Below are 14,457 nucleotides of genomic sequence, written 5' to 3'. Positions count from 1 at the left end.
TGCCGTTGGCTGATATGTGGCAGGTGGGGGTCTTGCGATAAATGGCACCCAATAATACAAACTGTATGATCTGATCGTACAAATGGCAGCCAGCTTGGCCGAACTTCTGAACCTCAATCGGCTCGCCTACTTCACCACGGTGATGGAAACCGGCTCGTTCACGGCCGCAGCCAACCGGCTTGGCGTCGCCAAGGCCGTGGTCAGCCATCAGATCGGCAAGCTCGAAGAGGAACTGGGCGCAACGCTGCTGCAGCGCACGACCCGGCGTGTCACGCCGACCGAAGAGGGGCGCCTCTTCTATGACCGCGCGATGATCATCCTGCGGGAAGCGGAGGCCGCCTATGGCGAAATCTCGCGCGGGGCCGTCGAACCGAGCGGAACGCTGAGGCTGACGGCGCCGCTCGACTACGGCACCAAGATGGTGGCTCCGGTCATGGCGGCCTATCTCAGAACCTATCCGCAGATGCGCGTCGAGGCGATCTTCGACGACGCCGTCAGCAATCTGGTGGACGAGCAGATCGATCTCGGCATCCGCGTCGGCTGGCTCACCGATTCCTCGAACCAGGCGCGGCGGCTGGGGACGATCCGGCAAATCGTGGTGGCGAGCCCTGGCTTCGCGGCGAGCCTGCCGCCGGACCTGACGCCGCGCCAGGCAAGATCGCTGGCCTGGGTCGGCAACACCCAGTTGCGCGGCATCGGCCAATGGCTGTTTTCCAGGGATGGCGAAACGGTGCTGACCGAGCTCAATCCGGTCCTCATGTGCGACAAGAGCCCCGCCGCCCTTGCTTGCGTGCTCGTCGGCATCGGGCTGGGCGTCTTTCCGGACTACAGCGTCAGCGACGATATCGCCGAGGGGCGGCTGGTGCCGGTATTTGCCGACTGGAGCCTGCCGTCAGGCGGCATCCACGCAGTCTTTCCGCCGGCCCGGTTCCGGCCCGCCAAGGTGCGCACCTTCGTCGATCTGCTCGCGGCGGCCGAGAAGCGGCGATCGCGCGGTGTTGCCACGGCTTGAAGCCGATGGCGGTCAGCGGGCCTCTTGCAGGATCATCTCGGCTGCCTTCTCCGCGATCATGACGACCGGCGAGTTGGTGTTGCCCGAGACGATTGTCGGCATGATCGAGGCATCGACCACGCGCAGCCCGGCAAGCCCGTGAACACGCAGGCCGTCGTCGACCACCGCCATCGTATCCGAACCCATCTTGCAGGTGCCGACGGGGTGGAAGATCGTCGTGCCGATATCGCCGGCCTTGCGGATGAGCTCTTCATCGCTGTCATACTGCGTGCCGGGCAGCATCTCTTCCGGCGCAAAGCGCGCCACCGCCCGAGCCTTCATCAAACTGCGGACATGGCGCAACGACGCGACGGCCACGCTGCGGTCTCCCTCGGTGGAAAGATAGTTCGGCCGGATCCTCGCCGCCTCCCGCGCGTCGGACGAAGCCATGTGCACGCTGCCCCGGCTTTCCGGACGCAGATTGCAGACCGAGACGGTGACCGCGGGAAAGCGATGCAGCGGCTCGCCCAGACGGTCGGTGCTCAGCGGTTGCACATGATATTCCAGATCGGGCGTTGCGAGGCGCGGATCGCTCCTGGCGAAGATGCCGAGCTGGCTTGGCGCCATCGACAGCGGCCCGCTGCGCTTGAGCGCGTACTCCAGCCCCATCGACGCACGGCTGACCAGATTGTGGTAACGCTGGTTGAGCGTGGCAGTGTTGGCGACCTTGAAGACGGTGCGGATCTGCAGATGGTCCTGCAGGTTTTCTCCGACGCCCGGCAAAGCATGACGAACATCCACGCCGATGCCCGAGAGCAGGTCGGGGCGACCCACCCCCGACAGTTCGAGCAGCTTGGGCGAGTTGATGGCGCCGGCCGCAAGGATCGTCTGTCCGGCGCGGACCTGATGCAGGCGGCCGCCTTGGCGGAAAACCAGTCCGGTGACGCGCCGGCCGTCGAATTCGAGCCGTTCGGTTTCCGCGCCGAGCACTACGCGCAGGTTCTTGCGCCCCGCTATACCGCGCAAAAACGCCTTCGATGTGTTCCAGCGGACGCCCTTCCTCTGGTTGACCTCGAAATAGCCCGAGCCTTCATTGGTGCCGGTGTTGAAGTCTTCGGTGCGCGGAATGCCGAGTTCCTCGGCCGCGTCCCGGAAGGCGTCGAGGATCGGCCATGAAAGCCGCTGCCGTTCGACCCGCCACTCGCCGCCGCTGCCGTGCATGGCGCTCTTGCCACCATGGAAGTCTTCCGACTTGAGGAAGTAAGGCAGGACATCGTCCCAGCCCCAGCCGGCATTGCCGGCCTGGCGCCAGCCATCATAGTCGGCAGCCTGGCCGCGCATGTAGATCATGCCGTTGATCGATGAACAGCCGCCGAGCACCTTGCCGCGCGGATAGTTGAGGCTGCGTCCGTTGAGACCGGCTTCCGGCTCGGTCTTCATCATCCAGTCGGTGCGCGGGTTTCCCATGCAGAAGAGATAGCCGATCGGGATATCGACCCAGTGATAGCGGTCGCTGCCGCCGGCCTCGAGCAGCAGCACCTTGTTGTGCGGATCGGCCGAGAGCCGGTTGGCGAGCACGCAGCCGGCGGAGCCGGCACCGACGATGACGTAGTCGTAACTGCCGAACGGAGACGGTGAAGCTTCGGTCACGTGCGCGCCTGCTGTCCGGCGATGCGCTCCCACATCGGGGTCATCGCCTGGTTGATCTCGCCATAGAGTCGATACCGCCGTGCGTATGCGTGAGCAACCGTCTCGTTGGGTACAAAATGTCGGGCGGCCGCTGTCATGGCGGTTGCACCGGCACTGTAGTCCGCGAAAATGCCGACGCCGGTGCCCGCCGCGATCGCCGCTCCCAGCGCGCCGGTTTCGCGGCTGCGCGCCACGGTGACGGGCACGCCGAGCACATCGGCGAAAATCTGCGGCCAGACGCTGCTGCGCGAGCCGCCGCCGGACAGCACCACCTGGTCGAAATCGGCGCCCGCTTTGTGCAAGGTCTCGACATGGCGCTTATGCTCGAAGGCGACCCCCTCGAACAGCGCACGCAGCAGATGGGCTCGGCTGTGCCAGCCGGCGATGCCGTAGAAGCCGGCGCGCGCATGGCCATTCTGCTGCGAGCCATAAAGGAAGGGATGATAGATCGGGATGTCGCTGTTGGGATCGACGGACGCCACCAGTTCGCTGCACAATTCGAATGGCGACTTGCCGGCTTCGCCGCCATGTTCGAGGAATTCGCGAACGATCCATTCGAGATTGGCGGCCGAGGTGGCACTGGATTCGATCGCCAGATAGCGCTGGCGATCGAAAGTCGACAGCATGAAGATCGAAGGGTCGCGGATCGGCTTGTCGGTGATGACCTGGTTGATGCTCCAGGTTCCGGCGATGACCGAGGCGGCACCGGTTCTGGTCACGCCCGAACCGACCGCGCTGGCGACGACATCGAACAGCCCGGCGACGACCGGCGTGCCGGCGCGCAGTCCCGTCAGGGCCGCCACCTCCGCGCTGACATGGCCGGCAATGTCGGCCGATTCCAGCACTGGCGGCAACAGGTCCATGCAATCGCCGAGCCCATAGGCGGCAAGCAGGTCCGGCTCGTAGCGGCGGTCCTGCATCTGCAGCAGGCCGCAGCCCGACATATCTGAAGTATCGCTGCTGCGCGCACCTGTCAGGCGGTTGACGACGAAATCCTTGCACAAGAACACAGTTCCGATGCTGGCAAACAAAGCCGGCGAAAAGCGCTTGAGCCAGGCAAGCAGGGTCGGCGTCTGCGCCGCCCACGGCCGCTGCAGGCAGTGGGCGTAGGTGCGGTCGCCGACATTCTGTTCTGCCCACTCAGCAACGATGTCGACGGCGCGTGTGTCGAGCGACTGGATGCCGATCAATGGCGCGCCCGCACGATCGAGCGCGTAGAGCCCGTTGCCATGGCCGGCGCAGCCGATGGCGACGATCTCGCCGGCGTCGATACCGGCTTCAGCGATGCATTGACCAATGACCGAGACCGAATTGCGCCAGAGTTCGTCGAGGTCGCGTTCGACATGTCCGGGCTTTGGCATGGACGAGCGGCCGTCACGGGCGGCGAATGCCAGTTCGCGGCCCGACAGGTCGAAGAGGATGGCCTTGATGACGGTGTTGCCGGCATCGAGACCGAGGATATAGCTTGCCATTGGCGCCTCCCGAGACCGCAGCCTATGCCTGGTTGTACAGATCCCAGGCTGCGCCGCCATCGGCATCGTCGTGAATGATTGCCATCAGCCCGCGCACGACAGCGCTCGGGTTGGCATGCTGGTAGATGTTGCGGCCATAGACCATGCCAAGCGCACCCTGTGCCATCAAGGCGGCCGACTTGTCGAACACGGCACGCAGATCCTCCTTGCCGCCGCCGCGCACCAGCACCGGGCAGCGCGCCGCCTCGACGACGCGGTGGAAGTCGTTGGGATCGGTGGTCGGGTCGGCCTTGACGATATCGGCACCCATCTCGCGGGCAAGCCGGGTCAAGGTGACGATCTTATCGGCGTCGCCGTCGACCATGTAGCCGCCATGCTCGGTGACCGGCAGCATGGCCAGCGGCTCGATCATCAGCGGCAGGCCGTATTTCTCGCAACCGGCGCGCACGCGGGCGATGTTCTGCACGCATTGCCGGAACAGGTCCGGCTCGTCGGGTAGCATGAACAGATTGACCACGACGCAAGCCGCATCCATCTCGATGGCGCCAAGCAAGGGCTCGGCTTCGTTCTGCAGCACCGCCCACATCGCCCGGTGGCGTATCCTGTTATAGGGATTGCCCATGTCGATGCGCATCACCAGCGCCGGCTTGTCCTTGCCAGGCACGGCCTGCAGCAGGTCGGCCTGGCCGTAGTTCATCTGGATGGCGTCGGGGCCGGCCTTGACCAGCTGGTTGACCACGCTGGCCATGTCTTCCAGCCCGGCAAGGAAACTCGGCTCGTTGCAGACGCCATGATCGATGGCGACGTCGAGGCAGCGGCCGCCGCCGAACAGCCGGTTCATACGGACTTTCTTGTTTACGCGCATAGGGCGCTCCTTTGATGTGTCTGGAGGTCGATGCCGTGCCGGTCGGCCAGCAAGGCGAGGAAGGTCGAGCGCTCGGTGGCAGCCTCGCTGGCGCTCCAGTCCTTGTGCGCCGCCAGCATGTCGAGAACGGCGTTGACGAGGTCGAAGCTGAGACCGCCTGAAATGGCGATGGTGGTGCGGCGCAAGAACAGGTCGGCAAGGCACTCGACCTGCTCGCGCTCGATGATGCGCCCCATCTCGCTTGCCGAATAGTCCGACTGCGGCAGCATCTGTTCGCCCGCCGGGTGCGAAACGAAATCCCTGGCCGACGTGCCATAGCGCTGCAGAAGCGTTTGCGCGCGCTCGACCGTCAGGCCATGCTCGGCGGCGAATGACGCGCACCAGGCGTCCGGGTCGGCCGGAAAATCACGGCCGCCACCGATGGCCATGTCCTGCGTTCCCTGGCTGCGCGCGAGGCCGAGCCGCTTCAGTACCATGTCGGCGGCCAGCGCTCCAAACGAACGGAAGGTGGTCCACTTGCCGCCGATCATGCACAGTGTCGCCGGCAGGCGCCCGCTCGCTTCTACGAACTCGCAAAAATGATCGCGCGGTATGCGGCTGGTAAAACTGTCCTCGCTGGCGGGCAAGGGTCGCACGCCGGCGAAGCGGAACACGATCTGGTTTTCAGCTACTTTGATCGACGGGAATACAAAGGCGAGCGACTGCAGGATGTAGCGCTGCTCGTCCTCCTCGCAACGGACCTTGTCCGGATCGTCGACCCGGATGTCGGTCGAGCCGATCAGCACCTTGCCGAGATAGGGAAACAGGATGCAGATGCGCCCGTCCTCGTTCTCGTAATAGACCATATGGCCGCCGAGCGCGTCGAACAGTTCTGCATTGTCGACGATGAGATGCGAGCCCTTGGTGCCGCCCATCATCGTCTGCGCCGCCGCCCCGATGGCCTTGTTGGTCAGGTCGATCCAGCCGCCAGTAGCGTTGATGACCAATTGCGCCCGTACCGGCAGTTGTTCGCCCGTCAGCGTGTCGGTAATGGCGAGGCTATCACCTGTCGACGATACCAGAGCGTAGTTCAAGGCGCGGGCGTTCGCCGCGCTCGCCGTGGCGTCCAGCAGCATCTCCAGGCCGAGGCGTTCGGGCCGGCTCACCCAGGCGTCGTAATAGGTCGCCGAATTGCGGATCGCCGGATTGATCGCCGGCCATTTTCTCAAGGTTTCGGCGCGGCCCCTGAACCTGTGCGTCGGCATCAAACGCCGTGCGGCGGTGAACAGGTCGTACATGGCAAGGCCGGTCTTGATGACCAGCGCACCACGCCGGCTCGGCCGCCGCGTCAGACCCAGGAAACGCACCGCACCGTTGGCAAGGCCGGAGAAAATGTCGAAGATCGGCACCGTCGTCGGCAACGGGACCACATAGTGCGGGGCATTCCTCAGCAGCCGGTCACGTTCGAGCAGCGATTCGCGCACCAGTTTGAATTCGCCGTTTTCGAGATAACGCAGGCCGCCATGCACCATGCGTGAAAGGGCGGCGCTGGCGCCGCTGCAATAATCGCCCTTTTCCGCCAGTACGACATCGACGCCTTGCAGCGCCAGTTCGCGAAAGACGCTGATGCCGTTGATGCCGCCACCGATGACGAGCACGGCGATATCAGGCCGGTCGCGCAGACCGGCTAACGTATGGCTACGGTTCATCGGGGCTGTTGCCTTTTTTTCTCAGGCATCCATCGCGGTGAGATGCGCGGCTGCCGCGGCGTCGATTGCCGCAAGCTCGCCTGCCGCAAGCGTGATCTCCCCGGCCCGCGCATTGTCGAGCGCCTGTTCGGGATTGCGCGCGCCGCACAGCGCGAAGGTGATGCCCGGCTGGGCGAGCGTCCAGGCGATGACGATCTGCGCGGTCGACGCCTGGTGGCTCTCGGCGATAGGGGCGATGGCCTCCTTCAGCTTTGCCACCTTCTGTCGGTTGGCCGTGGAAAAGCGCGGGTTGTCCTTGCGCTGGTCGTCGCCGCCGAATGTGCGGCCGGGGTCGACCGTGCCGGTGAGCAGCCCCAGCGCCAGCGACGAATAGCTGAGCGTGGCGATGTCATGGCGGCGAGTGATCGGCAGCAGGCTGCTCTCGATGTCGCGGTCGATCATCGAATAGCGCTCCTGGATCGCATCGAGCTGGCCGGCATCGATATAGTGGCCGAGATCCTCGGCGCTGATATTGCTGGCGCCGATGGCGCGGATCTTGCCGGCTGCCTTGAGCTTTTCCAATACCGCCATCGTCTCGGCGATCGGCGTCGTCGGGTCCTGCCAATGGGTGATGTAGAGGTCGATATGATCGGTGCCGAGACGCCGCAGGCTCTGCTCGACCTCATAGGCGATGCCGTCGGCGCCGAGATAGCGATGCACTGGCTTGTCGTCCTGGTCGAAGAAATGCCCGCCCTTGCCCGAATGCCAGTTCAGCCCGCATTTGGTCGCGATCACCACCTTGTCGCGCTTGCCCTTGATGGCGGTGCCGACGATCGCCTCGCTGCGGCCAAGACCGTAGGCCGGCGCTGTGTCGATCAGGCTGAGGCCGGCATCGATCGAGGCTTCGATCGCCCGCACCGACTCCTTTTCGTCGGTGCCGCCCCACATCCATCCGCCAATCGCCCAGGTGCCCAGGCCCACGGCCGACGCCGATATGCCGGACTTGCCGATCTGCCGCTGGATCTGTCGAGAATTCATGCTGCCTCCTGTTCGGCCAGCTCGAGGATCTGGAGCCCCGTGGCCTCGTCCGTGACGATGGTGTCGAGATGATTTCCGCGCATTGCGGCGAGGATCGGCGCGACCTTGCTGGCGCCACTTGCAATGCCGATCGAGCGCGGGATGGTCGCGAACTCGTCAAGCGTCAGCGAGACCAACGAACGGTTGAGCGAGTAGTTGCAAAGCTTGCCCCGGCGATCGATGAGATGGGCGAGCAGCTCGCCTGTTGCCCCGGACTTCTCGATCGCCTGGCGATCGGCATTCGAGGACGGATGCAAATCGTAGTAACTGGAATCGTCGGTCAGGATGGAGCCGACACCCACCACCGCGACATCGGCCTCGCGCGCCTTGCGAAACACGTCTGCGACGGAGCTGATGCCCATCAGCATCTCGCGCTGCTGCGCGGTGTCCGCAAACAACGGCGCATGGATCTGATAGGCGCGGCCGCCGAGCTTGTCGGCCATCAGCGAGGCGACGTGGTTGACATCGGTGTAGTGCTTGCCCTGCACCAGCCCGGTGGCGGGAATGATTTCGACGTCGTAGCGGCGCCCCGGCTTGAGACCGGCGACCAGCGCGCTGACGCCCTTGCCGCCGGTGATCGAGATGGTGTCGCCGTCCTTGATGGTGTCGAGCAGCAGCCCAGCCGCAGCCTCGCCGACCCGCTGCAGGGCGGTGTGCGGATTTTCGGAGACCGACGGCACCACCATCGCCCGCTCGATGCCGCCCAGCGCCACCAGCCGCGCTTCCAGGTCGACCAGATGGTCGATCGGCGACTTGATCTTGATCTCGACGAGACCAAGCTGGTGACCGCGCTTGATCAGCCGGTTGACGGTCGCGTGCGAGATGCCGAGTTCCCCGGCGATCTCGGCCTGGGTCTTGCCTTCGACATAATGCAGGACAAGCGCCTGGTGCATCTGACGAACAGCGGCGATGTCGTCGCGGGTGTTGGGAGGGGCCATGGTCTTGTTTCGCCGCCTTTGAGGTTCAGGACTTCTTGCGGTGCAGGAAGTGATCGATCGACACCGCTGCCAGCAGGATGCATCCCTTGATCATGTCCTGCCAATAGACCGAGACATCGAGCAGGATAAGCGAGCTCGTCACCACCGACAGCAGAGCCATGCCGAGGATCGCCCCGAAGATGGTGCCCGAGCCGCCATTCAGCGAGGCGCCGCCGATGACGGCCGCGGCGATGATGTTGAGCTCCATGCCGGCGCCGAAGGTCGGCGTCGCCGCGCCGAAGCGCGCCATGTAGATGACGCCGGCCACTCCGGCGAGGGTCGAGCACAGCACCGTGACCCAGAACTTCACCTGATTGGTCCTGATGCCGGAGAACTGCGCGGCCTTCTCGTTGGAGCCGGTGTAGAAAACCTTGCGGAAGGCCGTGGCGCGACGCAGCAGGAAGTCGAAGATCGCCACCACGACGATGAAGATCAGGATGACATAGGGGATGTTGTTGAAACTGCCCTGGCCGATGGCCTTGAAGGCCGGCGGCAAGGTGAACAGCGACAGCGGCGTGCCCTTGGTGACCACCAGGCACATGCCGCGCACGATGACCATGGCGGCCAGCGACGTGATGAAATGATTGAGCCCTATCACGGTCACGAAGAAGCCCATGGCCGCGCCGATCAGCGCGCTGACGCCGATGCCGATCAGGCTTGCCGTCCAGGGATCGAGCCCGGCGAGGAACAGCGCACCCGAGACCACCATCGAGAAACACACGACCGAGCCGACGGAAAGGTCGATGCCGCCGACGATGAGCAGGACGGTCATGCCGACGACGACGATGCCTTCGATGGAGAAGCTCATCAGCATGGCGCGGAAATTGCCCCATGTCAGGAAGTGCGGCGAGGCGAAGCTCATGGCGATGCACAGCGCCAGGATGATGACGATCAGCCCGGCCTCGCGCATCGAGGCGAGGTGAGCGAAGTTGATGCGCCGCCCGGCGGACTTGATCTCGGCGTGCACGAGCGCTTCTCCTGATTCCCTAGGCGACATTCTGGGCCTGCCTTTGAATTGAACTGTCCTGGACGCCCGAGGCGAGCATGATGATGGCTTCCTCGCCGAGCTCGCTGGCGGCGAGTTCGCCGGCGATCCTGCCTTCGCGCACCACAAGAACGCGGTCGCACAAGCCAATCAGCTCCGGCAGTTCGGACGAGATGATGATGACGCCGACACCGCTGCCAGCTAGCTGGCGCAGCAGCCGGTGAATCTCGACCTTGGCGCCGACATCGATCCCGCGCGTCGGCTCGTCCATGATGATGACCTTGGGACTGACGGACAGCTGCTTGGCGATAGCAACCTTCTGCTGGTTGCCACCGCTCAGCGTCGACACAGTGGCCTCGATGCCGGCCATGCGCACGCCGAGCCTGCCGGTCAGCTCCCGCGCCTGACGATCCTCGGCCTTGCGGTCGAGCAGGCCGAGGCGCCCGGTGAGCCGGCCGAGGTCGAGCGCCGATATGTTCGCCGCGATCGGCAGATCGAGGAACACGCCGGAGCCTTTGCGATCCTCAGAGAGATAGACCAGCCCCGCCTTGACCGCATCGCCATAACTGCGCGGCCGCAGCTGCTTTCCGTCGAGCGCGACGGTTCCAGAGGTCATTGGCCTGAGGCCGCAGACCGTCTGTGCGATCTCGCTGCGGCCGGCGCCGATCAGGCCGCCTATGCCCAGAATTTCGCCAGCGCGAAGCTGCAGATCGACGTCGGCGAAGCGGCGCCCATCGGAAAGCCCCTCGACCGACAGGAGAAGGCGCCCAGGCCCTTGCGGCGCCAGCTTGTCGGGATAGAGCTGGGTGATTTCGCGGCCGACCATCTTGCGCACGACATCGTCGGGTGAAACGGCGGCTATCGCATCGGTCGCCACGTAGCGGCCGTCGCGGAAGACGGTGACGCGGTCGCAGAGCGAGAAGATCTCGGCCATGCGGTGGCTGATATAGACCACCGAAATGCCACGTTCCCTAAGCCCGCGCAAGATCGAGAACAGGCGTTGCGCTTCGCTTTCGGTGAGTGCGGCGGTCGGCTCGTCGAGCATCAGCACCTTGCAGTCGAGCGTCAGCGCCTTGGCGATCTCGACGAGCTGCTGGTTGGAAATGGAGAGGTCGGCGACCCTGGTGCGCACCGGAATGGGCGCGAGCAGGTCCATGACCTTCTGGGCGTCAGCGTAGAGCTTCTGGAAATTCATCAGCGGCGCGCGCCGGCTGTTGATCGCGGCCATGTAGATGTTTTCGGCAACCGTGGCGTCCTGACACAGCGCGATCTCCTGGTGGACGAGCGCGATGCCGAGACGTTGGGCGGCCGCGGGCGAGTGAATCGAAATGCGCTCACCATCGATCAGGATGTCGCCCTCGTCGGGCTGCAATACACCGGCGATCATGTTCATCAGCGTCGACTTGCCGGCGCCGTTCTCGCCGCACAGCGCATGGATTTCGCCGCGCCGCAGCTCGAACCGCACGTCGCTCAGTGCCTTGACCGGGCCGAACGCCTTGGACAGGCCGCGGATTTCAAGAATGGGCGCCTGGGTCACGCCATGCTCCTGCGATGCTTGCGGGGGAGGAAGGAGGCCGAAGCCTCCTTCCCGGTTGGTCCGGCCTTGTGGAGGCCGGGGCGGCGATCGAGACTATTCCTCGATGCCCTTGGTGCCGCGACGCTTGAGGTACTTGTCCCAGTAGAAGTCGTCCGCATTGTCCTTGGAGACGATGGAGAAGCCATTGTCGACGAAGGGCACGCTCATCGGGTTGAAACCCGAACGCTTGGCGTCGTTCATCGGATCGATCAGGCCGGGATGCTTGGCCATCCACAACAGCATGAAGCCCATATAGCCCTGCATGCCCTGGTTGGGATTGACCGAGCCGAAGATCTCGCCGGCCTTGATCATGTCGAGGATCTTGGCGTTGACGTCGGCGAGCATGACGCGGATCTTGCCGCCGCCTTCCTTGGCGGCCTGGGCAGCACCGATGGCCGAGTTGGCCTCCGGCATGAACACGGCGCCGAGGTCCGGATGCGCCTGGGCCAGGCTCAAAACCGCCTGATAGGCCTTGGTCGGATCCTGGTTCGAAGCGGCGCGGCCGACGAGCTTCATGTCAGGCCATTTGGCTTCCATGCGGGCAACGAAGGCGTTGACGCGCTTGTCGTGGTTGTCCTGACCGGGATTCTCCAGCACCGCATATTCGCCCTTGCCATCCATCGCCTTGGCAACGGCGTCGGCGGCATAGGTGCCTTCGGCATTGTTGTCGGAGGTGATGTAGGAGACGCGCTTGGAATTCGGCGAGTCGGCGGCGAAGGTCACCACCGCGGTGCCCTGCTCGATGGCGCGGTTGATCGGCTCGATGAACGGATCGGAGTTCATCGGGTGTACCAGTATGCCGGCAGGCTTCTGCGCCAGCGCCTGGTCGAAGGTGGCGATCTGCTTGTTGACGTCGTATTCCGGCGTACCCGTATAGGCGGTCTCGCAGCCGAACTGCTGGCCGGCCTGCTTGAACATTTCATAGACCGGGAACCAGTATTCGACGCCCGAGACCATCACGTTCATGACGTATTTTTCACCCGGCTCGCATTTGAACGGGTTAGGGGTTTCGGCGCGTACCTGCATCGACCCAAAGCAGGTCGATGCAGCCGCCGCGATTGCGAGCGTGCTCAGAAATTTGCGCAAGTTTCCTCCCTTGGCCGAAGCCATCCTCAATGACCGTTGCAGGCACTCAGTGAGCGCTGCCGTATGGATTTGATGATGCCGACCTTCCTCCGAAAGCCGACGATCGGGACATTACAGCCCGGGCGCGCATTGTCAATATAATTCACATAGTGAAATATATTTCACAACCTACTTCAAGGGGATTCCTACCGGGGGGGGCTCGCAGGGCACCCTCCCGCCGGCCGCGTCTTTATCGCCTGAAGCCCCCGATCCTGTCTTTGATAGATCTGTTCCGGGCGCAGCGTGACGGCTCTCCATATGTCCGCTTGGCCAGAAGTCGGCTGCAGCTTCGGCTTCGCTTTCGGGGGCCTGAGCCTGGGCAGATCGATGGCCACCCCAGCCGCATATCAAAACGGCGCGCGGGCATTTGTGGCTGGCGGGCTGTTTTTGATGTTGGTTTTGGGGAGAGGATTTGCGTTTTCTGTCTGGCGGCTTGGCTTGGCTGGTTGCGGGCGCCTGATGACAGGCCGGCAGCACAGCACAGCACAAAACAAAAGAGCCCGCACGATGGCGGGCCTTTTTGAATTTGGTTGCGGGGACAGGATTTGAACCTGTGACCTTCAGGTTATGAGCCTGACGAGCTACCGGGCTGCTCCACCCCGCGTCAATTTTTGTGTAAGCCGAGGCCTACAGATAGGTATATGGCTGACCAAATGAAAGGGCCGCTTACGCGGCCCGTGATCCCTTGGCGGGCCATTTCATAAAGAGAAGATTTTTCTCCATCCGATTTGGATGTGAGATCAACGTGCGTTTGGCAGACCTGGCAGCGACCTACTCTCCCGCGTCTTGAGACGAAGTACCATCAGCGCTGGAGCGTTTCACGGCCGAGTTCGGAATGGGATCGGGTGCAGCCGCTCCGCCATAACCACCAGGTCGGCAAAACGCACGTTGTTCGAGAAGCTTTTGAGCGAAGGGCACAAAGAGACATCGGCAGCGGGGCTGTCGGGTGCCTCTCGGGGCTGTTCGCTGGTCTTTGTGTGCCTTTACGGTTCTTGGTCTGGCGCCTTTCGAAGCGAAGCTTCGCAAGGTCGACCGTCGGCGCTGATGCGCCGCACTCACGTAGCGCCGCCCGCAGGGCGGAACAAGCGTGAGTGAGAACAGACCATCTGACTTTGTCAGATGGGCATAAGGAATGAGAACGATCAAGCCGATCGAACTATTAGTACCGGTAAGCTTCAAGCGTTGCCGCTCTTCCACACCCGGCCTATCAACGTGGTCGTCTTCCACGGTTCTCAGGGAATACTCGTTTTAAGGTGGGTTTCCCGCTTAGATGCCTTCAGCGGTTATCCCGTCCGGATATAGCTACCCTGCTATGCGGCTGGCGCCACAACAGGTCCACCAGAGATCCGTCCATCCCGGTCCTCTCGTACTAGGGACAGATCCTTTCAATATTCCTACACCCACGGCAGATAGGGACCGAACTGTCTCACGACGTTCTGAACCCAACTCACGTACCGCTTTAAATGGCGAACAGCCATACCCTTGGGACCTGCTCCAGCCCCAGGATGCGATGAGTCGACATCGAGGTGCCAAACAACCCCGTCGATATGGACTCTTGGGGGTCATCAGCCTGTTATCCCCGGCGTACCTTTTATCCGTTGAGCGATGGCCCTTCCACGCGGGACCACCGGATCACTATGACCGACTTTCGTCTCTGCTCGACTTGTCAGTCTCGCAGTCAGGCAGGCTTATGCCATTGCACTCAGCGAACGATTTCCGACCGTTCTGAGCCCACCATCGCGCGCCTCCGTTACTCTTTAGGAGGCGACCGCCCCAGTCAAACTACCCACCATACATTGTCCCGGACCCGGATAACGGGCCGCGGTTAGACATCCATAGTAATAAGGGTGGTATTTCAAGGGTGGCTCCACCTGAGCTGGCGCCCAGGCTTCAAAGCCTACCACCTATCCTACACATGCCACTACGAATGCCAATGTAAAGCTATAGTAAAGGTGCACGGGGTCTTTCCGTCTAACCGCAGGAACCCCGCATCTTCACGGGGAATTCAATTTCACTGAGTCTATGCTGGAGAC

The 14,457-nt window shown here is 63.3% G+C and carries 10 protein-coding genes, 1 tRNA gene and 2 rRNA genes (1 of these 13 cut by a window edge); 1 reads left to right on the top strand and 12 read right to left on the bottom strand.

From position 1 onward, the window contains the following. The first annotated feature begins 94 nt into the window (after positions 1-94). Entirely contained in the window at positions 95-1,012 is a 918-nt protein-coding gene (locus EN990_RS15640; protein WP_064995524.1) for a LysR family transcriptional regulator, read from the top strand. A 12-nt stretch (positions 1,013-1,024) separates the two neighbouring features. Here EN990_RS15640 and EN990_RS15635 read toward each other — a convergent pair whose 3' ends face one another. The 12 genes from EN990_RS15635 to EN990_RS15580 form a co-directional block, all read right to left on the bottom strand. Next, on the bottom strand, positions 1,025-2,641 hold the full coding sequence (locus EN990_RS15635) for a GMC family oxidoreductase (RefSeq protein WP_127369776.1): 1,617 nt from the start codon (positions 2,639-2,641) through the stop codon (positions 1,025-1,027). Next, positions 2,638-4,152, bottom strand: a complete 1,515-nt coding sequence (locus tag EN990_RS15630; protein ID WP_127385717.1) for an FGGY-family carbohydrate kinase — start codon at positions 4,150-4,152, stop codon at positions 2,638-2,640. Before EN990_RS15630 ends, EN990_RS15635 begins: the two co-directional genes overlap by 4 nt. Positions 4,153-4,174: 22 nt before the next feature. Continuing rightward, complete coding sequence (locus EN990_RS15625) at positions 4,175-4,993, bottom strand: aldolase (RefSeq protein ID WP_206519140.1); 819 nt, start codon at positions 4,991-4,993, stop codon at positions 4,175-4,177. A 14-nt stretch (positions 4,994-5,007) separates the two neighbouring features. Continuing rightward, positions 5,008-6,705, bottom strand: coding sequence for a glycerol-3-phosphate dehydrogenase/oxidase (locus EN990_RS15620; protein ID WP_127368058.1), 1,698 nt, complete (start codon positions 6,703-6,705; stop codon positions 5,008-5,010). A gap of 21 nt (positions 6,706-6,726) precedes the next feature. Next, positions 6,727-7,722, bottom strand: a complete 996-nt coding sequence (locus tag EN990_RS15615; RefSeq protein ID WP_027161269.1) for an aldo/keto reductase — start codon at positions 7,720-7,722, stop codon at positions 6,727-6,729. Beyond that, the gene (locus EN990_RS15610) at positions 7,719-8,699 is read right to left on the bottom strand and encodes a sugar-binding transcriptional regulator (RefSeq protein ID WP_024504451.1); all 981 of its coding nucleotides are present in this window, start codon (positions 8,697-8,699) and stop codon (positions 7,719-7,721) included. Before EN990_RS15610 ends, EN990_RS15615 begins: the two co-directional genes overlap by 4 nt. A 25-nt stretch (positions 8,700-8,724) precedes the next feature. After that, complete coding sequence (locus EN990_RS15605; protein WP_224674565.1) at positions 8,725-9,648, bottom strand: ABC transporter permease; 924 nt, start codon at positions 9,646-9,648, stop codon at positions 8,725-8,727. Positions 9,649-9,724: 76 nt separating this feature from the next. Then, positions 9,725-11,260: a sugar ABC transporter ATP-binding protein gene (locus EN990_RS15600; RefSeq protein WP_127365502.1), complete on the bottom strand. Its 1,536-nt coding sequence runs from the start codon at positions 11,258-11,260 to the stop codon at positions 9,725-9,727. A gap of 93 nt (positions 11,261-11,353) precedes the next feature. Continuing rightward, on the bottom strand, positions 11,354-12,385 hold the full coding sequence (locus EN990_RS15595; RefSeq protein WP_013529471.1) for a substrate-binding domain-containing protein: 1,032 nt from the start codon (positions 12,383-12,385) through the stop codon (positions 11,354-11,356). Between the two features lie 566 nt (positions 12,386-12,951). Further along, positions 12,952-13,028 (bottom strand) — tRNA-Met (locus EN990_RS15590). Between the two features lie 154 nt (positions 13,029-13,182). After that, positions 13,183-13,297 (bottom strand): 5S ribosomal RNA (gene rrf, locus EN990_RS15585). 265 nt (positions 13,298-13,562) lie between these two features. Then, positions 13,563-14,457, bottom strand: a 23S ribosomal RNA gene (locus EN990_RS15580) (it continues 1,927 nt past the right edge of the window).

It is taken from the genome of Mesorhizobium sp. M7A.F.Ca.US.005.03.1.1, assembly GCF_003997975.1.
Lineage (GTDB): Bacteria > Pseudomonadota > Alphaproteobacteria > Rhizobiales > Rhizobiaceae > Mesorhizobium > Mesorhizobium ciceri.
This window is presented reverse-complemented; position numbering and strand designations above follow the sequence as displayed.